Source organism: Bradyrhizobium sp. MI1.4, assembly GCF_055811315.1.
Genome location: NZ_JBVVPP010000070.1, coordinates 1 through 22,324, shown reverse-complemented (window position 1 = coordinate 22,324; position 22,324 = coordinate 1). Strand labels below are relative to the sequence as shown.

11 protein-coding genes and 11 pseudogenes are annotated in these 22,324 nt (G+C 57.8%); 13 read left to right on the top strand and 9 right to left on the bottom strand.

Annotated elements, in window-relative coordinates; all coding sequences use genetic code 11:
- Positions 1–41: 41 nt before the first annotated feature.
- Positions 42–450 (top strand): annotated as a pseudogene (locus tag AC0L23_RS36850) (IS5/IS1182 family transposase); the annotation flags it as partial.
- 205 nt (positions 451–655) lie between these two features.
- Positions 656–997, top strand: coding sequence for a hypothetical protein (locus tag AC0L23_RS36845; RefSeq protein WP_473358171.1), 342 nt, complete (start codon positions 656–658; stop codon positions 995–997).
- Here AC0L23_RS36845 and AC0L23_RS36840 read toward each other — a convergent pair.
- Positions 896–1,810, bottom strand: a complete 915-nt coding sequence (locus AC0L23_RS36840) for a MaoC/PaaZ C-terminal domain-containing protein (protein WP_473358163.1) — start codon at positions 1,808–1,810, stop codon at positions 896–898. The genes AC0L23_RS36845 and AC0L23_RS36840 overlap by 102 nt on opposite strands.
- Positions 1,811–3,449: 1,639 nt before the next feature.
- Between AC0L23_RS36840 and AC0L23_RS36835 the strand changes: the two are divergent.
- The 4 genes and pseudogenes from AC0L23_RS36835 to AC0L23_RS36820 all read left to right on the top strand — a co-directional run.
- Positions 3,450–3,706: pseudogene (locus AC0L23_RS36835) on the top strand (IS66 family transposase); the annotation flags it as partial.
- Between the two features lies 1 nt (position 3,707).
- Positions 3,708–4,705: pseudogene (locus AC0L23_RS36830) on the top strand (ISNCY family transposase); the annotation flags it as partial.
- A gap of 1,199 nt (positions 4,706–5,904) precedes the next feature.
- The gene (gene tnpB, locus AC0L23_RS36825; protein ID WP_473358170.1) at positions 5,905–6,315 is read left to right on the top strand and encodes an IS66 family insertion sequence element accessory protein TnpB; all 411 of its coding nucleotides are present in this window, start codon (positions 5,905–5,907) and stop codon (positions 6,313–6,315) included.
- Positions 6,316–6,377: 62 nt separating this feature from the next.
- Positions 6,378–6,791 (top strand): annotated as a pseudogene (locus AC0L23_RS36820) (transposase domain-containing protein); the annotation flags it as partial.
- A 16-nt stretch (positions 6,792–6,807) separates the two neighbouring features.
- Here AC0L23_RS36820 and AC0L23_RS36815 read toward each other — a convergent pair.
- The 3 pseudogenes from AC0L23_RS36815 to AC0L23_RS36805 form a co-directional block, all read right to left on the bottom strand.
- Positions 6,808–6,938, bottom strand: a pseudogene (locus tag AC0L23_RS36815) (IS3 family transposase); the annotation flags it as partial.
- 71 nt (positions 6,939–7,009) lie between these two features.
- A pseudogene (locus AC0L23_RS36810) lies at positions 7,010–7,153 on the bottom strand (transposase); the annotation flags it as partial.
- A gap of 54 nt (positions 7,154–7,207) precedes the next feature.
- Positions 7,208–7,450 (bottom strand): annotated as a pseudogene (locus AC0L23_RS36805) (hypothetical protein); the annotation flags it as partial.
- A gap of 113 nt (positions 7,451–7,563) precedes the next feature.
- On the opposite strand from AC0L23_RS36805, the pseudogene AC0L23_RS36800 reads away from it, so the two are divergent.
- Positions 7,564–8,647: pseudogene (locus AC0L23_RS36800) on the top strand (ISAs1 family transposase).
- A gap of 194 nt (positions 8,648–8,841) precedes the next feature.
- Here the strand turns inward: AC0L23_RS36800 and AC0L23_RS36795 are convergent.
- The 4 genes and pseudogenes from AC0L23_RS36795 to AC0L23_RS36780 form a co-directional block, all read right to left on the bottom strand.
- Positions 8,842–11,313 (bottom strand): CaiB/BaiF CoA transferase family protein, encoded by a 2,472-nt coding sequence (locus tag AC0L23_RS36795; protein ID WP_473358162.1) that lies wholly within the window; start codon positions 11,311–11,313, stop codon positions 8,842–8,844.
- A gap of 593 nt (positions 11,314–11,906) precedes the next feature.
- Positions 11,907–12,513 (bottom strand): annotated as a pseudogene (locus AC0L23_RS36790) (transposase); the annotation flags it as partial.
- A 121-nt stretch (positions 12,514–12,634) separates the two neighbouring features.
- A complete protein-coding gene (locus tag AC0L23_RS36785; protein WP_473358161.1) occupies positions 12,635–13,480 on the bottom strand; it encodes an enoyl-CoA hydratase/isomerase family protein in 846 nt (281 codons plus the stop codon).
- Positions 13,481–13,500: 20 nt separating this feature from the next.
- Positions 13,501–14,145: a hypothetical protein gene (locus tag AC0L23_RS36780; protein WP_473358160.1), complete on the bottom strand. Its 645-nt coding sequence runs from the start codon at positions 14,143–14,145 to the stop codon at positions 13,501–13,503.
- A gap of 1,115 nt (positions 14,146–15,260) precedes the next feature.
- Between AC0L23_RS36780 and AC0L23_RS36775 the strand changes: the two genes are divergently transcribed.
- From AC0L23_RS36775 to AC0L23_RS36755, 5 genes and pseudogenes are all read left to right on the top strand, one after another.
- Positions 15,261–16,157 carry a beta-keto acid cleavage family enzyme gene (locus AC0L23_RS36775; RefSeq protein ID WP_473358159.1) on the top strand — a complete coding sequence of 299 codons (897 nt, stop codon included), beginning with the start codon at positions 15,261–15,263 and terminating at the stop codon, positions 16,155–16,157.
- A 377-nt stretch (positions 16,158–16,534) separates the two neighbouring features.
- Positions 16,535–17,320 (top strand): SDR family NAD(P)-dependent oxidoreductase, encoded by a 786-nt coding sequence (locus AC0L23_RS36770; protein ID WP_473358158.1) that lies wholly within the window; start codon positions 16,535–16,537, stop codon positions 17,318–17,320.
- 762 nt (positions 17,321–18,082) lie between these two features.
- Complete coding sequence (locus AC0L23_RS36765; protein ID WP_473358157.1) at positions 18,083–18,415, top strand: hypothetical protein; 333 nt, start codon at positions 18,083–18,085, stop codon at positions 18,413–18,415.
- Between the two features lie 15 nt (positions 18,416–18,430).
- Positions 18,431–18,592: an aminotransferase class I/II-fold pyridoxal phosphate-dependent enzyme gene (locus AC0L23_RS36760; RefSeq protein WP_473358169.1), complete on the top strand. Its 162-nt coding sequence runs from the start codon at positions 18,431–18,433 to the stop codon at positions 18,590–18,592.
- A gap of 215 nt (positions 18,593–18,807) precedes the next feature.
- Positions 18,808–18,969 (top strand): annotated as a pseudogene (locus AC0L23_RS36755) (transposase domain-containing protein); the annotation flags it as partial.
- Between the two features lie 57 nt (positions 18,970–19,026).
- Here AC0L23_RS36755 and AC0L23_RS36750 read toward each other — a convergent pair.
- The gene (locus tag AC0L23_RS36750; RefSeq protein WP_473358156.1) at positions 19,027–20,271 is read right to left on the bottom strand and encodes an aminotransferase class I/II-fold pyridoxal phosphate-dependent enzyme; all 1,245 of its coding nucleotides are present in this window, start codon (positions 20,269–20,271) and stop codon (positions 19,027–19,029) included.
- Between the two features lie 596 nt (positions 20,272–20,867).
- Here AC0L23_RS36750 and AC0L23_RS36745 point away from each other — a divergent pair.
- Positions 20,868–21,927 (top strand): annotated as a pseudogene (locus AC0L23_RS36745) (IS630 family transposase).
- Positions 21,928–22,324: the final 397 nt, after the last annotated feature.

Genomic DNA, 22,324 nt, shown 5'->3' with positions numbered 1-22,324 from the left:
TGGCGCGCGGGATGAGCGGCAATCATAAGCCATCGGTGAGCTTGCGTCGATCCTATGCGCGGGTGGGCAAGTACGCCCTGATCCAGCACCAGCGCTATGCCATCCAAGCAGTTCAAGCGTGCCAAACGGGCGCTCAAGACGCTGCGGACCTGTCTCGGCCGCTAAGCGCCATTCGCAAAGCTGCTGGCGCTGCGCGTGCGCGAGCAGCAACAGAGTCAACGCAGGCCGAAGGTCTATTCCCTGCACGCGCCGGAGGTCGAATGCATCGGCATGGGCAACGCCCATTGGCTTTACGAGTTCGGCGTCAAAGCCTCCGTTGCAACCACGATCAGCCGCGCGAAGGCATGCCAGTTCGTCACCCATGTGAAGGCGCTGCCCGGCAATCCCGATGACGGTCACACGCTGGCCACCGTGATCCCGGACGCGGAGGCGCTGGTCGGCGCGAGACTGACGGGGCAGCGCGAGCGTACGCCTGCCCGGGTCCAAACGCTGACCGGCGGATGGGAAAGTGTCGGGGACACCGGTCACTTCGATAAGGACGGCTATCTGTACCTCGCTGATGGTCGCACCGACATGATCCTCGTGGGCGGCCAATGTCTACCCAGCCCAAGTCGAAGCCGCCATCGACGAGCATCCCTTGGCGATCTCGAGCGCCGTGATCGGTCCGCCGCATGAGGGCATGGGCCCCTACGTTCACGCCATAGTTCAGGCTCGTCCTGGTCTATCTGCGGAGATGCTTCTGGCGCATCTGGGCGAGCGGCTCGTCCGTTATAAGCTTCCGCGGACTGTCGAGTTTGTTGCCGAGCCGCTTCGGGATGAGGCGGGAAAAGTGCGCCGGAACCTCTGCGATCCTCGTCCGGGGCAAGTCCTTCGCCCGTGCAGGCGAACAATCGTCCTAGCCATGCCCAGCAGGGAAGCGCTCGTACGAGGCGCGCAACATAGCCTTGCCATTCTTGATCACCGTCGTCCCGCGATCGATCACGCGGGCCTCGAATGAGATTACGTTGCCGTCTCGCCACAGATCGACAATGATCCGTTCGCCAGGGAACACGGGTGCCGAGAAGCGCGCTTGGTGACTCAGGATCATGGTAGGATCATAGTCGCAGAACTCCTGCAGAACCGCCCGGCAGGCGATCCCGAAGGTGCAGAGGCCATGTAGGATTGGCCGCGAGAAGCCGGCCCGTTTGGCCAAGTCTGGATCGGAATGAAGCGGATTGAGATCGCCGTTCAACCGATACAGCAGGGCCTGGTCTGGCCTGGTGTCAAACGAGACCGACAAGTCCGGCTTGCGCCTGGGGACAAGGTGAGGTTCGGGTGCGCCCGCCGACGGCCCGCCAAAGCCGCCGTCGCCGCGAGCGAAGGTGGAGGCGGTGAGGGTAGCAATCTTCTCGCCCTTGTCGTCGATCCATACGGTCTCCTCGACGACGACCGCACCCTTGTCCTTTCCTTTGTCGTAGGCGCCGATCGCGCGGTTAGTGGCCGTGAACGTGCCCGATGGCGGCAGCGGCTTGTGCAACTCGAGCTTCTGCTCGCCATGCACTGACATCAGCAAGTTCACGCGGCTGATCCGGACGTTTGGCTTCTGCTCCATCTCTGGCGCGGTAGGACGCCCGTTGCCCGAAGCCAGCACTGTGGCAGCTGTAGGCGCGACCTTAATATCTTTTTCGTATACGAACGATAACTCGCGCTCATTCATTGGATCGCGGCCCATGCCGATCCCCAGCGCATACAGCATCACGTCCTTCTCACTGTACGTGAAGATGCGTGGCTCGGTCTTCTGCTCCAGGATGTCAGGGTAATAGATCGGCACAGAATCCTACAGAATCGCGGCGCGCGACAAACACCGGTTGCGGGCGGCTCTCAAAACACCATTGTAAGGTCTAACCGAAAGCCGAGACAAATGCTACCTTGCGATCAGCTACGAGCTCACGCATCGCGATGAAAACCAGCCGGTAACCCGGTGACGCCATTAGCGCGAGCACCGTTCCGCCCAAGACGTACCGCTTGCTCAGGTCGTAGGTCTCCTCTGGTCACAAGCATATTTCCAGCTCTATACCCGATTGACTCGCTTAGGGGCGCGGCAACGATGGGCCCTTCCTGAGTCGATGTCAGGTTTTTCAGTACCAAAAACCTAGCAGTCGGTGAACCCGCCATTCTTGTCGGAAGTGTTCATCGCCGATGAGATCGAGCACGAATCGCACGAACGGCAGTGAGGCAACGGCGATGAGCGACTCGCATTCGTAGCTGAAGTCGTTGGCCACTTCCAGAATGTGGAAGCGTCGGCCGACTATTGACCTGACGGCCAAGAGCGAGCATCACCATTGGCGCCTTGCCCGATATGCGACATTCTTTTCGCCGACACCTGTGATGAGTATGGGTAGCTCTATATGGTGGCTTGCGTGTGGCTGGCATCGCGGTAATCGAGACAGCTGGCAATTGACACACCCGAAACCGAGAGGCCTTTGATGCCAAGGCGCTGGGCGAGCGTCGGTGAATCCATCATGCGCTTCATTGGAAAACGAAAGGCCGATCGTCGGGCCTAACTGAGCGCGGGGCAGCTTTTCTTCAGGTCCTGAACCAGTCCATATACCAAGGTCTTTGGTGAGAACGGATAGTGATTTATGCATCGAAGTTCTTTGCTGCTGTCCTTTCCCGCCCCGGACCAAGTATCGTCGACGATTCTTGCCATGCGTCTGCCATCGAGATCAATTACTAATGCTGACAGTTGACTGCACCAAAATCGCCAGAATTCTCGGGCTGACCTCCGAACGCCGCGACAGCCAGCGACATACGAATTGCCGGAGTATGTGCATATGCGCACGCTCTCTCTCTCTCTCTCTCTCTCTCTCTCTCTCTCCGTAGTGATGTTATCACGTACGAATGGGAGCGAGCACGGTCGCGAGTCGGTGCAGCCGATTTAAACTGCGCTGGTCGGTAGTACGGCTGGGAAGCGCTGTCACTGATGCCGTCCTACGCGCGCTAGCCCCTCAGGTGAAGTAGCTGCCGAAGGAGCCTCGGCGAGCAGTTTAGTTCGCTCAAGACCGGAAAGGGGGCCGCTGTCCGAAAGGCTCGTATAAGCAACAATTTCGGATCGTGTCGGCTGACCTGGGGTATGCCTGAACGGAGAAATGCAACGGCGGAGTCCGCTCTCTCATCGTACTCCTCCGGCGGCGGCCGTCTTGCGTACTTCTAGAGGCTGGCCGAGGACTTAAGTCTAGCTTCAAGATCAGGTGGCAAATGCATGTCAATGTGCTGGGCGCCCCGAGCCGTCGGCGGCGATGGACTTACGACGAGAAGGTTCGCCTGGTCGAAGAGACCTTGGACTCTGGCGAGACGGTCTGCGGCTTCGCGCGCCGGGGCGGCCGCAGACCGCAGGCTGAGCAGATTACTGCAGCTTTTTTGCATTTTGGGGAGTCACATCGCGTCCAATTTGTGATTCACTGCGTCGCATTAATGCTGATCGCGGCCTGCTTCGGATGACATTGCCGCCCTGAAGGAGGTGCTGACTGTCGAGCGCGCGAAGGGTTTGGAGATCGTCACTGAGCTCGCGGTCGCCCGCGAGAAAGCGTCGGAAGACGAGGAGCTTGTTGTCCAGCAGAAGCTGCAGATCGCCAAGCTAAAGCATCAGATCTACGGACAGCGGTCGCAGCATTCTTCGCGCCTAATCGAGCAGTTGGCGCTGTCATTCGAAGAGCTGGACGTCGATGATCGAGCGGCACGGCCATATCGACCTGGGGTCAGAGATTCGGGCTAAATTATTGTCGATGAGTGCGGCGACGATCGACCGGACACTTCGATCCGTTCGTGAGCAAAGCGGTCGGCCGCGTCGTCGCTCCTGTGGCAAGTGCTCTGCGACGCAGCATCCCTATTCGTACTTCAGCGGATTGGGGAGATCCGGCTCCTGGGTTCGTCGAGGCCGATCTTGTTGCCCCAGCGGTCCTTCGGCGCGCGGTAGCTTCGTCCTCACGCGCTGTCGTCCCTGTCGCAAGAACGATCAGGCCTTCGTCGAGCAGAAGAACGGCGCGGTGGTCCGACGTATGGTCGGCTACCGTCGATTCGAGGGGCTTGAAGCGGCTGCTTTGCTGGCTCAGCTTTACACTTCGGCCCGCTTGTTCGTGAACTTTTTTCAGCCATCGTTCAAATTGCTACGAAAGGAGCGCGACGGAGCGCGCGTCCACAAAACGTATGCGCCCCCGCGACCCACATCGGCGGCTGGTTGCCGAAGCAAGAACACCTGATGCCACCCGTGCCAGCATCAATGAAATATATGCCCGCCTAGATCCGGTCGATTGCGCGATATCCGAGCCGTGCAGGAGAAGTTGGCCAGTCTCACTGCCGCCGCCCCAGCAAGCCATCCAACTGCGGCGCCACCGATCCAACAGTTTTTGTCGAGCTTGCGGATCGCGCGGAAAGAAGGAGCGGTCCACCCGACCAACGGCCAATCACAAAGCTGAATCGTGAGCGACGGCGCCCTGATCCACTCATGAAGGTTACCCCAGAGCTGTGCGAATGGTTCGAAGCCGAGCCGTGGCGAACCGGCTGCTAACTTCTTTGGAAGCTCCAGGCAGAATGCCCGGGGCTCTACCCGAGCAAAATACTCCGAAGTCTCGAACGTCGTCGCAGATCGTGTCGCAGTGAGCAAGCAAGCGCACTGTTGTTCAGCTTCCGGGAAAACGCAGCACAAACCGACGTGATCGACACATGACCGGAAAGCCCGCCGCTGCTGGATGAAGGAACGGCGGTGTGAAGTAGACCGGTGATCGACCGTGCTCAAAGCTGGCGCGTTGCGCCACCGCGTTCGGCGGTGCGGCCTTGACCACGCCCGATCACCTGTTCTTTGCAAGCGCTCGGTCGAGGACCGAGCGCGACATCGGCGCGCTCGCGATGCGAGCGGCTTCCGTCTCTCCCCTGCTGAGAGCAAAATAGATGAGACGATAATAGGCCTACCGGGAAAATCGCTACATGCGGCAACACGCACTTCTATCCTGATTACCGCGCCGCAGCCCGGATGGCCCAGAGAACGAGCGGCTACATATGGAGCGTCTTTCACGCCCTCAAGACCGAGTTCGCTCGTCATCGTCGGTATCAAACTCATGCTGATGTCCAACAGGAGCTCTAGGGCATCCTTAATCGAATGCCGCTCTCAGATGCATCACCTCGCTAAGGGCGGTAGGTCCGGCCATTTCCAGCGACGCACGACGATGTAGGGATGGTTGTCCCTCGATCGCACAGAAGTGCCGCCGTTCAAAAGCAGCGACACTCTGCGCTGATCGGCAGCCGGTATGCAGCTTTAAAGCCTAACGAGACGCACGTGGCGCGCCCTGGCGCCAAGCTCTTCTGCGTCAACGGCGATCGTCGAAAGCGCGGCAATGAAATTGCTGCCGTACAACAGAACCCAGCTCATCTTTGCCTGTTGAGTCTAGCAGCGATCAGTCACCTGGCCGGGCTGGTTTGAGCCCACGGCCAACCTTGGTAGGTGCAAGCTACTGAGGGCTGCTAATGTGTGGCCGATCCGGCACTTCAACCGTCTCCCTCCGGGCCGCCTTGTCGGGTTGAAGGCAAGTGCTGTGTAACAGCCCTTATGGACAGCAATAAGTGCACTGCTCAGATTGAACGATTTGAGATTGTTGAGACTGGCCGGCGTCGGCGGTGGACTGACGATGAAAGCCCAAGATCGTTTTGGAGAGTTTGCAGGCCACACGGCCGGTCTCAGCAACAGCCGGCCATACGGCATCTCGCGCTCGCTGCTGCCGACTTGGTGGCGATGTTTGGGACCAAGGCGAGCGGAGAAGAAGATCGCCGGCCATCTTTGTGCCGGCGATGAGATGCCGGAGAAGCGATCAGTGCAGTCGACAGCTTTAAGGAGGTCAGCAACGGACGCATAGAGATTGTTGTAGGCAACGACTGCCTTGTGATTGTGGATGCCACAGACGGCGTTGCCTCGCGTGCTGGATCTGCTGGACCGGCGATGATCCGATCGCGGCAGGGGCGAGGATCTGGATCATAGCCGATCACACCAACATGCGCAGAGGCATGCACGGTCTGGCATTGCTGGTGCGGGAGCATCTGAGGCGAGATCCTTTTGCTGGTGACGTCTTCGTGTTCCGTGGTCGTGCCGGCGCACTGATCAAGGCGCTTTGGCGCGACGGGGGCGGACTATCCCTCTTTGCCAAGCGGCTGGACCGTGGCCACTTTGTCTGGCCGGCGACGGTGGATGGCGGGGTGTCGTTGGCCGCAGCGCAGATGGGCTATTTGCTGGAGGCGATCGACTGGCGTAACCCTCGACACGGCTGGCGGCCACAGAGGGCCGGATAGGTTGCACAAGAATCACATAGGGATTGCAAAAAGACCGCGCCAATCGCGGCTTTTGTGATTCCATCGATGCATCTGACAGTCGCGAAAATCTGCCGGGGGATATTGAGGCCCTGCAGGCGGCGTTGCTGGCGACGAGCGCCGAACTTGCAGCGTTCGCGCCCAGCAGCCCGATGACTGGGCGCTGATCGCTCACCTCAGCTGCAGATCGAAAAGCTGAACCGTGATCGCTATGGCCCGCGCTCGGAGCGTAGCGCAACGCTGCTGAATCAGCTCGAACTGACGCGGAAGGAGCCCCAGAGTTCGGCAAGGAGGACGAGCTCGTAGCCGAAATGGCCGAGACGAGGACCACGAAGTTGGCCTCATTCACGCGCAAGGGGGAAGTAGCGAGGCGCCAGCTGTTCCCGGGCCATCTGCCTCACGAGCGGGTGCTGGTGCGAGGACCTGTGGCGTACGCCCCTTGCGGCGGAGGGCGGCTGATCTGCGGAAGTCCCCCTGCTTGGTGATCGACAGCTCATGCTCGCCGTCGATCATCGCCTTGCGCTCGGCAATCCGCCCTTGGTGAGCGCTCCTTCTAAACAGTCGTCGTCCAGCGTCGGCTCTCCTACCTGGGCATGCAGCGACTTTACCTGGATGACACGCACGGCCGGCGCAGCGCTCGGTCTCAGCTCCAAAAGTCCGGAAGTTTTGCCCTCCGACTGAGCCTTCCATGTCGTGATCTGTTTGGGATGAAGGTCGAACTCCTCTGTTAGCTGAGCTATCGTCCGGTCGCCCTTGTCAGCGGCAAGCGCACCCTCGCCTTGACAGCCGGTGTGTGGCTCTGGCGTGCTCGTCTGCTCATCGTCGCTCCTGGTTCTCAGACGCCAGCATGTCCGCTGTCAGGCAGAAATTCTGTTCAAATTTTTGAAGGCGGCTCTGACGGCCATGCTTGACGAACTTCATCGCGTATGTTGACAAACATACGGGTGCACCGCATCGAGCAGCCGATTCTGCCATTCTCGGTTTGAGGACGGCGTCGGTTGATCAGATCGGGCGAGCCCTCGGAGCAGTAGAGTTTGGCCAAGCGGTCATGGATCTCCCGAACCGTCGTGCCGCGGGAATACAGGCTAAGAATCTCCTCTTGAACATCATTGAACCGAGTTCGCCCCCGGCGGTCAGCTCAGGGGAATCTCATGTCGGTGAGGGGCAAGCTATTGCCACGCCGAGGAAATTTGATTCTGACAGTGTCTCCTGATTCGAGAGGGGACTGTTTTGGAGCGCTTCGCGGAATGCTTTTGGTCGTTGGTCGATCCTAGGAAGAATCAAGCACAGCACGATTTGACAGAGATGCTGTTCATTTCGCTGCTTGCCACGCTGAGCGGTGCCACGAGCTGTTGCGACATTGCGCTGTTTGGGTAGGCGAAGGAAGCATGCTGCGCACGATTTGGTGCTGGAACACGGTTTCCCGAGCCACGACACCTTCAGCCGCGTGTTTCGAATCTTGGTCCAGACAGTCTCGAGAAGGCCTTTCGGAGCTTTACAAAGGCGTTTGCCGCGACGGCCAAGATTAACGGTGTGGTCGCTATCGACGGCAAGGCTCTGAGAAGAGCCTACGAAAGCGGCCGCAGCCACATGCCGCCGGTGATAGTGACGGCGTGGAGCGCAAGGACCCGTATGGCGCTTGCCAATGTGCAGGCACCTGGAAATAGCGAAGCCGCAGGCGCTATGCAACTGTAGAGCTTCTTCAGTTGAAGGGCTGCGTCGTCACGGCGGATGCGCTGCATTGCCATCGCGGGATGGCGAAAGCCATCACGGAGCGCGGCGGAGATTACGCCTTGGCGGTGAAGAACAACCAGCTGGGATTGCTGCGCGATGCCAAGCCCGCGATCGCTGCGGCAGAGCGCAAGAAGGCCAAACTAGTCACCACCAACGATGCCGATCACGGCCGCAAGGAAGCCCGAACCGCGATCGTTACCTCCGTCAAAGATATGGCCGAAAAACACGACTTCCGGGTCTCAAAGCCGTTGCGCGGATTACCAGCAAACGTGGAAGCGCCAAGATCGTAGAGCGCTACTTCCTTTTGACCCAGTGCTACAAGCCCGCAGAGCTGCTCCGCATCGTTCGAGAGCATTGGGGCATCGAAAACGTCCTGCACTGGACGCTCGACGTCGTTCTCGACGAGGATCAGGCGCGAAGCCGAAAAGACCATGCTCCTGCCAACCTGGCCGCTATGCGCCGACTTGCCCTCAATATTGGTCGCGCTCATCCCGACACAAAAAGCTCTTTGCGGGGCAAGCTCAAACGGGCCGCTTGGGACGACAGCTTCCTCATCGATATGATTCTGAACATGCGATAGCCTTGGCGGTCAGCTGGGTCGAAGCTGCCGACGCGACTGCGGGCCAGCACTATGTCGATCTTGACATGCTCCGTCAGGATACCAAGGGCATCCCCTCTCTCATTAATCGCGCATCGCTCCTCGCCAACTTGACATTCACCTCGGGACACGATTTATTTCATGCCATCATCAGCAACTTTTTGCATAGGTGATGGTCAGCCTGACCACGTCCTTTTCGTGTTTGCGAGCTCCTCGTCGGAGAGCATCACCGTTCCAATGATGCCCTCCCTCTCCAATTCCGCTATCTCGGCCTCGGAGACTTCGAGCAGCTTTGATAGTATCGCTCTGTTATGCTGTCCTAGGGTCGGCGCCACTGTCTGGATCGCATAGGGCCGTTCACCGTCGCGGATCGGCATAGACGGCTGCGGATGCAGGCCTATGAAATCATGTTCCATCTCCTGCAGAAATGCGCGCGACCTAAGATGCCGATCGCTGAGCAAATCAATTGGTAGGCGGGCCACGCCAGCAGCAATCCTTGCGGCCTGCAATTCGGACATAGCCTGATCCGGATCGCGAGTGAGCGTCCAGGCTTCGATGCCGCTCTCAATGACTGCTTCGATCTCACGACGCACTTTCGCATCTTTTAAGGATTCGTCCGCGGCCCAGTCTCTTCGGCCAATAAGCAATGCAAGCCTCTGCCACATGCGTTCGTCCGCCGCGGCTAACACGATCCAGTTGTCCTCACCTGCACATCGAAAGCAGCCATGTGGCACGAACTCCGGATGTCGATTGCCATACCTTGTCGGAGCCCTGCCCTCGATAGAATAGAGGGTTACCCATGGCGCAGCAAAAGACATCATGCATTCGATCTGCGCAAGGTCAATGAACTGACCGTGCCCAGTACGGCGGGCATGGATCAGCGCAACTAGAACTGCAGCACAGCCATTCAAGCCGCCGACAGGATCCCCAAACGCGATGTGGCTCATCGCCGGTGGCTCATTAGCGTTCCCAATTACGGTCGGCAAGCCAGAGCTCTGCTCCAGAGTTGAGCCGTAAGCCCGGCAATCACGATGTATGCTGTCCGTACCAAATGCGGACATTGACATCATCACTACCTGCGGATTGAGTGCTTTAATGACGTTGTAACCGAGCCCTAACTTGGTCAGCACGTCCACTGAATAGTTGTCGATGACAATGTCGGCTCCCGCCGAAAGCCGTTTTGCAAGAGCGACCCCCTGCGGACGCGTGAGATCGAGGGTGATACCCTTCTTGTTTCGGTTCATGACGCAGAATGTTGCAGCCTTTTCGTACATCTGCCCGTCGACGGCGGCCCGCCGCCGGTCAGCGCCACGCAACCAGTCAGGGTATTGGATGGCTTCAATCTTGATAACATCAGCGCCCAAATCGGCCAGTGTGCGGGTACACAGGGGGCCCGCCCAGCCCATAGTGAAGTCGATGATGCGAACCCCTTCTAATGGCTGCCGGCCGACATCGCTGCGGCCAGGAGTTGCGAACGCGGGACTGACCCGACGCCTTGGGACATTTGCAAAAAGTTGCTGCTCGCCGGGAATTGGAACCTTTCCGCCGCGCAACGGCGGCGTCCTTGTCAGCCGCTGAGCGGAGCCAACCGTGAAGGCTTCTTCTTCCCCAATCACAACGGGAACGATCGCGCCACGTCGCCTTTTCTCATTATCCTGGAGCAGATTGGATATCTCGGGCACTGGCACCATCGGGATTCTGCGTTTCAGTCCCTCCGCAAGCCAGTCTAGAGCCGTGCGCGTCTTCAATATCGGGGTGAACTGTGGCTCGATCTGGTCCATGTGCCGCAGACGATCTTCTCCGAGGAGAAAAGTTGGATCATCACGCAATTCGGGCAGGCCAAGCATGTCGCAGAATGCGCGCCATTGCGCCGGCGTCCCGACCGAGACCCCGATGACTCCCTTCCTCGTTTCGTAGATACCCCACGGAAACACTGACCAGAAACGATTAATGCCGATCCGACGCATCACGTCGCCGCGTTGAAACGCTTGGAGCATTGAATACTCACTGAGAGTAATGCTCGATTCGAAAACACTGAGCGACCATGAGCGGCCTGCTCCGTCCTGCATTCGTCCAGCCAATGAAGCAACTGCAGCAATGAAGCCCCATAGGCCGCCGAAGATGCCTGTTTGGAAGTCCGGTGCGTGCAACGGGGGCCCCTCGGCCGGTCCAACCAGCTTGATTAGACCGGCCAATGCACGCACGGTCGAATCAGTTGCCTCAAATCCTGCGTAGGGGCCCTCGCCGCCGAACCAGCTTGCCTCCAGATGGATCAGTTTTGGATGCCGCTTCCGGATCACGACGACATCAAGGGGGGGGCACTCTGCGGTGTCGATGTCGCGGCCATCGACCAGAATGTCGCAATTCTCGATCAGTGTCGCCAGCTGTGTGCTCGCGTCGGGCTTGGCAGGGTCGATGATGATGCTTGATTTATTGAAACTCAGGAATGCGAACCACGCGCTGTGGCCGCTCGGCGTGAGTGGCGCGCTGCGACGAAGTGGATCGCCTGCTGGTGGCTCGACCTTTTGAACATCCGCGCCGAAGTCGGAAAACAATCGCGCGCAATAGCTGGTTGCAGCCGAGCTGCCGATTTCGATGACGCGCAAGTGCGATAACGCTTTTGTTGATCGACCTACCTTCTCAACCATGCCAATGCTCCGTTACGTGATTTGCTACGACAGGTGAGCCTGTCGAGACGCGATCGCGGGACTGCGCGCTTTCTACATTTCATTTAACTTTGGTGAGTAATAGATCACGGCGACTGCAGCTCCAAACTTGATCCGAACGTCTGGATTCCGATCTTGGTGTGAAAGTCATGACGGTTGGCTCACGTACTTAGATGGAGGCCATGCCGATTGCTCGAAGCACCTGTCGCTGCAGAGGTTTATTACGTTTCGGCGAGTGTCGTGATTTAGCCCTTTGCGCCCCATGTGGTGCGTGGCAGCGGTCGCGCAATCATTTCCAGGGAGAAATATGATATGCATGACGGAGTACTCACGATCGTAGTTGCGGCACCAGTCCGATCGCTAAGAACTGCGTCGCTCTCTACGCCGAACTACCGATTCACGTTACGCGATTGACCCAGGCAGAGCTACTACCGACTTTGGTGAGGCACTGCGCGGTGTACGCGGAGATGTCCCGATCGCTGTTGAACTAGCTTGGGCCGACTTTGCCCGGAATGAATCTTACGCGGCCCTCGTGAGGTGGGCAACGGCGTGATCGTCATGCGATCGTGGTGAGCTTAAAGGGCCGCACGCAGAGCCGACAATTGCTTATGCGCCTTGCGCTTGTTGGCCTCAATCATGCCGGCCGCGACCCATCGCAAGGCCACGCTGGCATCGCGCCAGCGTTGACGTTGCGTGTGACGCGGCGAATGGTGCCCATCATATTGTCGGCGATCTTGGTACACGCGAGCGATCGACGAAGCTTCTTCGGCAGCTTCAATCGGACGACAATCAGGATTCGTAGCGACCTTCGAGGATGCTGGCCGCTACGCCGGGCCATTGCTGGTCGAGCCCACCCACGAAATTGCGGATCAATTGTTCTGCCGTCGGCGTCAGCCAGCTCTCAGGCCTGGCGCAGCACCCGACGGGCCCGCATGCTGCTCTTTCGGCAGGGGTTCATGATGTTGCGCGGCCTGTGGATCTGGCTGCGCTGGATCGCGGCGGCCGAACCAAAGGTGCGGCGCATCGCCTTCGACAATGCTCTCGCGCTGTCAACGCTGACCCGTCTCGGCCCCGTCGGGGCGAGCCGCGCGAGACCAGGTTGTCCGGCACGGCCTGAACCATTGCGGGGTGCTCGGTCGCCCCTTCCAGCCGCACCAGCGGAGGCTGGTTGCCTTCGCTGTCGGCACGCGATAGGCGGATGATCACCAACGTCCTGCGCAAGCCCTATAAACGTGGCGATGTGCAATAGTCTGCTGTCCGGTTAAGGTACCCGATGATCACGCCTCCACTGATCGAAATGAATTCAATCGCTCTTCTTCTCGAAAGGCGCGAAGATCGAGTTCACCCACTGGTTTGCCGCCGCGGTCCCCGCTTTCAGCTGGATCTGCGCGTATCCCTTGAACTCCGAGTCGGAAGTTTCCATGATCAGACCGGCTTCGGCACCGTACCGCAAAGCAGAGTCGAACCCTCCCGCGTTCATTGTGTTATTCAGTGCGCGCTTGTGCCACACCAAGGTCGGCATAGCGACGCGTGAGATGCGTTTCGCGATACGGATGACTTCTTCCTCAAGCCGATCGTTCGGAAAAACACGATTCATCAAACCTAGCCTATATGCTTCCTGCGCGTCGAACATGTCTCCAGTGTAAATCAGTTCGCGGCAACGTTGACCCATGAGCCAAGGGGTCGACATCATCATGACGGGTTGTCCAAACCGAACCTCAACCGCGCCGAAGCGGGCGTCCTCAGAACAGTAGCGAAGATCGCACATCGAGATGAAATCCATCGCTCCTCCCAGGCAATAACCGTTGATCATCGCGATCACCGGCTTAGAGCACTTGAAAGGAGAATACAGGAACTCAAACGATTCATCGACAATCGTCTTCCAATCGTTGACGGTTCTTTGCTTCTCATGGCCAGCCTTCACTTCGGCATCTTCGTCATTGAGGTCAAACCCGGCAGAAAATGCACGCCCACCCCCGCCGCTAACCACAATAACGCGAACGTCTGTATCGCTATCGGCGACTGCTAGCGCTTCTTGAAATTCTTTGCGCAGCCTGATCGAGATGGCATTCATTTTCTTTGGTCGACTCAGGGTAATCCGCGCAACGCGGTCGTCCACTTCGTAAACGATGGTCGTATATTCCATCATCATCTTGCTCCGCTACCAATCTAATTATCACGCGAGCTGGCTGGTACAATGATCTCGTCCACCGCGACAACTCCCTGCTTGCGCACGAACGGCGGATTAGCGCGGATTGAACGAATCGGATCCCCGAGTGTTCGGGCGGTCGCGTCGAGCCGACCCAAAGCACTCATCAAAGCTTGGTTATCGAGTGCGGGAGAACCGCAATACCTGGCAGCAAGCTTATGGCCGCGCAGCTCAGCCATCCGCCTGTTGCCGGCAATTCGGAGAGCCGGGGGGCGCCGCACTTCAAAAATGGCATAGGCATGTGCAGCCCGGCGGAATACCTGTGCGGTGGGTTTCAAAGTCATTGTGCGTCGTCTACCACCCAGTACAGCCGCCGTCGGCGTAAGGGCGACTAGCGCCTGATCGAATCGCTGGATATCATCCTTCAGAACGGCGAAAGTGAGCGTCAAAGACGGCTGTCTGTAATTGCAATTGAGCTGGGAGTCCCAGCTTCTGTTGGGCGCGGTGGGCTGCGTATCCCGACATTTTGCGTGGATCGGAGCCGCCGCCATCGGAAGCGCCCATTGATAACGGCCCTCTTCACATTGAAGCGTGCACCTCAATGTTTTCTCATGAAACTTCCGGATGCAGCCAATATGGAATACGAGATGTTGGCGCGGTCTCATCGTCGGAGCCTCCGCAGCTGCTCGACATGCCGCCTGAATGTACTTAGTACGCTGTCTAACGCCTTCATACGAAGCGTCGATAAAATGAGGACAGTGTACTGACATACGAAATTTACTGCGCCTATCGATCAAAACGGTCGATGCGATTGCATTGGCATTGCGCCGAGTCGATCCTAGCAGGCGTACAGATGCGGGCACCTACTAATACCGATAGTAAAGCAACCGGAGAGGGTGACGAAAAGGTGTGGTTCTCTTGTTTCTTTGCTGACAACGGTCGCGCTGAATGGACCCGTTTCAGCGACACCAAATTACGGATCTTGCTTTTTTATTTTAGCGCGTCTCCGCGCCTCACAGACGGCTACTGGTAAGATGTCGGCGGGAGAGGCGCTGAGTTCACTGCCTTCAACGGCACAACCGAGATTAAATCGTAAATTGTCCTATCTGCGTCAGCTTGACAACACTGTCGTCCCAAACTCAACAAGCAGCACGGACCATTCCTAGCAGGCAAGCGGGCAACCAATGCGTTTCTCACTCTCTTTTGCCAATGGCACGCCATTTGCTGGACAGGAGGTAAGCGCAGTATGGAGATCGACCTATGAAACTCGCTTCCGGATGCAAAGTGTTCTGGGTGCTTGCCACAAGAGTATCCGGATCAAATGAGACCTGGCGGGCTTATTGAGATGAAGAGTGTTGGCTCTGGCTGCTGAACTGGGCGCCTGTTCTTTGATCGGAAAGCACGTTGATCTTCTGCCGACGGCGATGATGAACGAGCTCGATTTTTGTTGGTGCGGAAAGAAGGCCTACCCCGGGGCATTGCCGAACCATTCGGCTTTGCGGCTCATCGATGCTTTAAGGACGCGCCGCGACAGCGGCCGCGATATTCAAGGGAGGAGTACGGGGTGGATTCCAACGGACGTCGCAGCTCCTAAGTTAGAGGTTGCGGACAACATTCTAAGGCAGCGAATCGGCCCGGTCTGGACGAACGTCATTACCCCTCAGTGTGCGCTGACGGTATTTACGTTCAGCTCAAGGCGACCAACGTTTTCGGACCAAAGTGAGCCCCGATCAAGCTGAGTTCGACTACAGGTTAGCTTCCAGCAATGGAGAAGGTAGATATGATCTCTGAGGTGTTCATTACTTGTGCGCTAACAGGGGGGGGGGATGCGGTCGAGCGTAGCCCACATGTGCCCGTTACCCCGGAGCAGATCGCGCAGTCTGCGATTGACGCAACGCGATCGGGGGCGGCGGTGGTGCACATCCACGTCCGTGATCCCGAAACGCGGCGCGGCTCGCGCGATCTGGCGTTGTATCGGGCAGTGGTGGACCGCATTCGGAATTCAGACGTCAATCCGGTCATCAACCTCACTGCGGGGGTGGGCGGCGGTCTTACGCTGGGTGAAGCCGACTCTCCTCTGCCGCTGAACGCAACGGGCACGGATATCGCGGGCGTGCGCGAGCGGCTATTACATGTGGAAGAGCTCCGCCCGGAGATATGTACACTGGATTGCGGATCGATGAACTGGGGTGCCGGCAGTCAGTACCTTATGGTCAATACGGCTGGGACGCTGCGCGCGATGGCCGCACGCGTGAAGGAGCTGGGCGTGCGTCCTGAGCTCGAAGTGTTCGATACTGGTCAATTGGTATTGGTACGCGATTTGATCGAGGAAGGGCTGATTGATGACCCGGCGCTGATTCAGTTATGCATGGGGATTCGCTACGGCGCCCCAGGTGACCTGACCACGCTGATGGCATTGGTGCACCAGCTCCCTCCAAAGGCCATTTACTCCGTCTTCTCAATCGGACGGATGCAGCTACCCTTTGCAGCGCTGGCTCCGTTGGTGGGCGCAAACGTCCGGGTAGGCTTGGAAGATAACATTTATCTCTCTCGCGGGCGATTGGGCACCAACGCCGAACTCACCCAAAGGGCAGTGGAGATTGTCGAGCGGATGGGGATCCAGGTGATGAGCCCAGATCAGGTGCGCCAGAAGCTCGCGCTTAAAGTTCAGCTCTAATTGGGCATGACTCCACGACCCGTGGCGCTTTAGCTGCTGGGAGGGCGGAATCGTCAATCCAACCGAATGCACTGAATTAGCAACACTGTGGCTTTCTCACGGAAGGTGATAGATCAAGCCTATGCGGTATCGGCATCTGGAGCCTATGCATTCGCGGCTCAGGCGAGAGCACGACAAGAAACAGTGGCGCCGATCGCCAGCACGCGGATGGGCACGCATCGAGCGGCTGTGATCGGCGAGCAGATGCTCGTTCCTGTCGAAGCCGGCAACAGTGGCTGGCTACGGACCTATGCCGATCTCGGGGCAACGAAATTTGAAAGTCTTGCGCGTTCTGCCGCGCGATAACAGATGAGTTGAGTGCTCAAGGAGAGGGAACCATGCTGAAGAATGGACTATGCGCGATAGTGACCGGCTCCGCATCTGGGCTTGGAGCGGCGACCGCGCGCCTGTTGGCCAAAGACGGGGCGCACATCGTGATCAATTATTCCAACAGTCAGAAAGAAGCGGAGGCGACTGCCGAAGCCTGCCGGATGGCGGGCGCTGCCGAGGTAGTCGTGGTGCAAGGCGACGTCTCTCGTGATCAAGATTGCAAGAAGATTGTCGCGGCCGCAGCGCCTTGGGGGCGGCTCGACTTGCTTATCAACAATGCCGGCACAACAAAGCACGTGCCACATCACGACCTGGATGGACTCTCAGCTGAAGATTTTCAGCGCATTTATGCTGTTAATGCTATCGGACCCTACCAAATGATTCGTGCGGCGCGGTCGATGCTCAACTCTGGCGCTAAAGTGAGCGGAAGGCCGGCCGCCGTGGTTAACGTCTCCTCGATCGCAGGCATCAATGGCGGTGGTTCATCGGTCGCGTACTCAGCGAGCAAGGGCGCACTGAATGCCATGACGCCGTCGCTGGCACGTGCGCTCGCCCCTTCCATTCGCGTTAACACCGTTTGCCCGGGCTACATAGATACTCAGTGGTTCACCAAAATCCGTGGCGATGCCGCCGCTCGGCAGGTGCGTGATGCCGTGGTAGCGAGTGTACCGCTTAAAGTGGCCTCGACAGCGGAGGATATCGCACAGCTTGTCTGCTTCCTCGCAACTCCGGTGTCAAGCAACATGACCGGGGAATGCGTGCGCACCGACGCCGGGTTGCATCTGGCTCTGTGAAGAAAGTGGAATTTTCAGTTTATGCCGGATGCATAGCTGAAGTTGGCCAATGGATTCGACGCTCGGCCGGTTTTGATTGATGCGATGCGCTTCCACACGGAATGGTTGCTCAGCCGCGAATGCGATGTTCTCTCGCTTCTATCTCGGCTTCGATCATCCTTGCGGTAGGCGATCCACATCTTCGTATACCACAATTCGAGGCGGCACTCCGCCAGCCGAGCTTAAAACGCTTCGCGAACGCTTTGCGCCTCCACCGTCGGAGTATTTGGCACCTATGCCGCTGTATCACTCTATAGCCTGGGATACCATCCCGGCTATCAACAGTGATGAGCAAGATGAGGAATGCATGGCAACCTGGAGGCAATTCGTATCCGAGGTCAACCGCAAGTTCTTTTCTGCAGCGGCAACCTGTGCGGCCGATCAATCGCGTGCAGAGTGCGGTGCGCTCACGTTCGATGAAGTCTTCCTCCTCAGGAGAGACCTGAATCCCATGCTGCATACGCCCTCAACGCTACCCGGAAGCAGGACCGCCCGCAGCGATAAAGGTGACAGCCCCACGGGAGCGCTAGGTTGCCCATGCGGCCGAGCGGTATCGGCGAACAGAGATTGCGAAGGCTCGGTCACCCCGTTCCGATCAAGTTATTCCTCGATGCTGAGAGCCGGAGAACGTTCATGTTGGCGCAACGGCTATCTTTTCTCCCAGATTTGGACTCAGCCCGCATCCACCTTGTAGAAACGCTTGCTCCCACTGTTGGACGCCGGATGATCGATCTCGCAGCCGACGAAGTCGCCATTGAACCTCCCTTATCTGTGCGCGAAGGAGCAATCGCTGCCATCAACTTAGGAACGAGCCGCTTCACCGACGCTGTTGGTTTCACGGCGCTTCGAATGGCTATTGCCGAGAAGCTATCGGCGGAAACGGGCCTCGTCTGGAACAGGGAAGACATCTTAATCACAGCAGGTGCAAAACAAGCATTAGTCGATGCTCTCTTAACTTTAGTCGACCCCGGTGAACGAAGTCATTATTATTCGACCCTGTTGTCCGACATTCCCGTTCCAAGTTTTCTTCGCCTGTGCAACGCCAGTGTTCGTTGATGCTCGCCGACCGAGATACATTCCCGATATCGCCGCAATCGCGACGCTGTTACACCCCGGACAAAAGCGATACTGATCAACTCGCCTAAGAAGCCTACAGGGGCAGTCTACGATCGAACCACTCTTCAAAAACTCGCAGAGCTCGCTATTCGATGCCCAGCTCTGGATGATTTCTGATGAGCGCTACTCTCGTTTGGTATTTTCCGGTGTACGCCGCCACAAGTCCATCGTTATGGCGCACCCGGCTGTACGTGCGCGGACGATTGTAATCAACGCGTTTTCGGAGGGCTAGCTGTCAACGGTTATCCCTTAGGTTATTCGGTACTCCGTTAAGAAGCCGAATTGAGCGGGAGCGGACAGGCAAGCGTATGCGATAGCTGGATCAGGAAGAGCTGTACAGCCTGATCGTCAGCGCCAAGATGAACGATGCCGATTCGCAAGCCTGGCTCGCCGACGTTCTGGCACGCATCGCCGAGCATCCCGGCCAAAGGCTCGACGAACTGCTTCCGTGGAATTGGCGCCACCGAAACAAGCAAGTCAATCAGGCAGCCTGAGTGACCGCTATGCGGTCTTCACCGGATGCTCACTCCAGAAATTCGCCCCCCGACGCCTCACCTCAGAGGATAGGGCCTTCCGGTTCTTTCGGCGACCTGTTCCAAAACGCAGTCGCACAGCCGCTCTAGATCATTCGCGCCGTGCTCCGCGGTAATGCAAACCCGAATCCCAGCCACTCCTTGCCCCACACTTGGGAAGAACGTAACCAAGGTATAGAAGCCGCTATCGAGGAGTCCTCTCGCGACTGCAAGCGCATTGAACTGCGATGCAACAGTGATTATTCTGATCGGAATTAAATTTCGCTGGCCCGCAGTTGCAATGCGGCCGTCAAACCGATTGATCCGATCCGCCAGTTGTTCCTGTCGTTGCCTGAGTTCTGCAGAGCAGTGAATTTTGCACGATTCAAGCGCCGCGCCTACGCCTGCTACGTTGAATGAGTCCGAACATGCATCGGCAATAGAGTATGATCGAAACTGGGCTTCATGAGCAGTCGTCCCAAGCATCAATATTCCGCCCGATGCGCCGAATCCCTTGGCTAGCGATCCTGTTATAATCGTACGGTCACCGAGCCCTTTCGGAAACTGAGATCGAGCGAATCCTTCGCCTTTGTTTCCAAAGATCGAAAAGCCGTGGGTGTCATCAATATAGAGGAAGAGCCCATAACGTTCCTGGAGCTGACGCAGTTGCTCAATCGGCGAATAATCTCCCATCCAGTAAACACCATCGCACACATAGGCGACTACCGGGTTTTCGCGGCACAAACTTTCGAGAGTGCAGACGTCGTTGTGTACGATTGTTTTCGCCCGCATGTCGTCGGCCATCAGCTTTCGACGGGTTTGTGAGAAGCGTGAAAAGCTATCGAAAACTAGGAGCGGCTTTCTTCCGCCTGTCAATCGACCCGAAGCAAGCATCGGCATCGCGACCAAGTCAACGAGCATCAGGCTAGGAAAAGCAAGCACGCGCGCGCAGAATATTTCAGACAACGTTTCTTGAAGCTCTCTCAGAAGGTCGCAATTCTGTTGCTTTCCGCCCCGGGAGGAATTCATTAATTGCTGCGCTTGGATCGCGGCGATCGCCCCGACGACAATCGCCGGATGATTGTCGAGGCCCAGATACGAACATCGCGCGAAATCGAAAAGGCGCGGAATCTGACTTTTATCAGGAACGGTGGAGCGTCTGATCCTGGAACGTCCGTGAACGGCGATGACATCAGTTGGAAGGGCTCCGTCGAAGCAAGGGTCGAGAACCATAAACTGTTCAGTCGAGCGACTAAGGTCCGAGGTAGCAATGCCCGGTTGCATCGTCGTCTCTCCCATTTCGTCTACAAGAACGCGACAGTGGCTCGGCTATGCTCGTTCGATAACGAGCCTAGACGAGGATAGCAAGTTTCGTACCGTATTGCGGGCGGCTAGTCAGCTATAAGAAACCGCTGATACTTGGTTAGGCGGCTACCAAATCAGGTGGGGTCTAGATGAGCGCAGCGTATCGGGAAGGCGTTCTCGACCGACTGAAATCGGGCATGTATAGCGGTGGGCATGCCCGAGGGGTCGATCAACTGACGGATTGTCGTCCATTGTAGCGTTATAGCTCGACAACTTTGTCTATCCCATGCCGGCCTGAAGTTCCTGATGAAAACCTGCTCGATGAGCAAACCGAAGGCTTGTGGTTGATTGGGATGTCGAGGAACGTATGAGCGCGGGAATGCCGACGGTGAAGGTCAGGCTTGCAATGAACATGGGCGACTCCGACGTTCATATGCACTTTTGCGCACGTTGGCGCTGAAACGATGCCGCCATTGGTTGAAACCAATGCGTCATCACTGATACCAGGCGCTTGGGATCAAGCGTGCGGCTAGTACCCCCGTTTCTTAGAGGGTGAGTCATGATTCAAGATCGGGATGGTACCCGAAGCAAGAGAAGTCCACCTTTCGCGGAAAGACCGCAAGGTGCTTGAGGCGTGTTGTCGTTCACCGATGCCTTTGCAGCGCGATTTGAAGCGGGCGCGTACAGTTCTTTTGGCGGCGGATGGGCGCAGCACCCGGTCGATTGCCAAGGAGGTTGGAGTCCAGCACGCGGATTGTGAGCCTTTGGCGACACCGCTATGCCGATCATGGCGTTGAAGAGCTGCAAGACAAGCCGCGGCCCGGCAAGCAGCCAATCTACACGAAGGGCACAGACGAGCGGATACTGAAGCAGCTGGACAAGCCAGCACCGCAAGGGTTTGCACGCTGGACCGGACCGCTGAGCCGAGGCGCTGGGCGATGTTGACGTCCAATATGTCTGGTGGTTCCTGCGCAACCACAAGATCGACCTCGTGGTTCGCAAATCCTGGTGCGAGAGCAACGACACGAACTTTACGGCCAAAGCCGCCGATGTTGTCGGCCTCTACGTTGCCCCACCCCAGACGGTTATCGTGCTCTGCGTGGACGAACCTTCGTTCAGGCCTTGGAGAGAGCCAAGGCTATCTGAAGTTGCCCAATGGCCGCGCCTTGACCGGTCAGAGCCACGACTACAAGCGGCATGGCACGACAACGCTGTTTGCAGCGCTCGAGGTTGCGACCGGAAAGATCATCGCGACGCATTCAAAACGGCGGCGCCGTGTCGAGTTCCTCGCCTTCATGGACAGCATCACCGCGGGCTTTCCGGGCCGCCAGCTTCACGTCATCCTCGACAATCTCAATATCCATAGGAAGAACGAGCACTGGCTCAAAACCCATTCCCGATGTGGAATTTCATTTCGCCGACAAGCGCGTCCTGGCTCAATCAGGTCGAGGTATGGTTCTCGGTCCTGCAGGGGCAGCAGTCCCTCAGCGGCGCTTCCTTCACAAGCTTTAAGCAGCTCCAGGAGCACATCGATGCCTACATCGACGCATACAACTACAAAGCTGAGCCCTTCGCTGGACCCAGCGAAAAGTTCGGCAGCGCAGATTCAAAGGCCGCCGTATCACTCAGCTATGATTCCGGGGTACTGGACTGGGGAGTTAACACTTGCTGCGCGTCAAACATCCGGCTGGCTCCGCTCGCTGGTTCCGCCTTACACGCTGCGCAGGTGGTGAAAACACTGGTTGTGGGGCGTCGCTCGAGATTGGAGCCGCAACTGGCGTGATCTCGACGGGAATGAGAGCCGGCAGGGAATTTCCGCCCAGTAGACCCTGGCGCACTTGTCGCCACGTAAACAGCAGGCGACAAGCCGACCCGTACCGCCAGACGCCGCAGACCGTCTCGCGAGCCTGCAGGTTCCCTCCGCTGCAGGGCTTTCTGTGAGCTAGCGTGCACTCTATTTGGCGACCACCGGTATCGTGCGGGAAGCACGAGAAGTGAGCAATTGCGGGCCAGCGTCGGTCACGACAACGAC

Bases quoted from the DNA above. Each gene is read 5' to 3' on its own strand.
- AC0L23_RS36795 (WP_473358162.1), bottom strand. From the start codon at position 11,313: ATGGTTGAGAAGGTAGGTCGATCAACAAAAGCGTTATCGCACTTGCGC.
- AC0L23_RS36785 (WP_473358161.1), bottom strand. From the start codon at position 13,480: ATGATGGAATATACGACCATCGTTTACGAAGTGGACGACCGCGTTGCG.
- AC0L23_RS36780 (WP_473358160.1), bottom strand. From the start codon at position 14,145: ATGAGACCGCGCCAACATCTCGTATTCCATATTGGCTGCATCCGGAAG.
- AC0L23_RS36775 (WP_473358159.1), top strand. From the start codon at position 15,261: ATGATCTCTGAGGTGTTCATTACTTGTGCGCTAACAGGGGGGGGGGAT.
- AC0L23_RS36770 (WP_473358158.1), top strand. From the start codon at position 16,535: ATGCTGAAGAATGGACTATGCGCGATAGTGACCGGCTCCGCATCTGGG.
- AC0L23_RS36765 (WP_473358157.1), top strand. From the start codon at position 18,083: ATGATCGATCTCGCAGCCGACGAAGTCGCCATTGAACCTCCCTTATCT.
- AC0L23_RS36750 (WP_473358156.1), bottom strand. From the start codon at position 20,271: ATGCAACCGGGCATTGCTACCTCGGACCTTAGTCGCTCGACTGAACAG.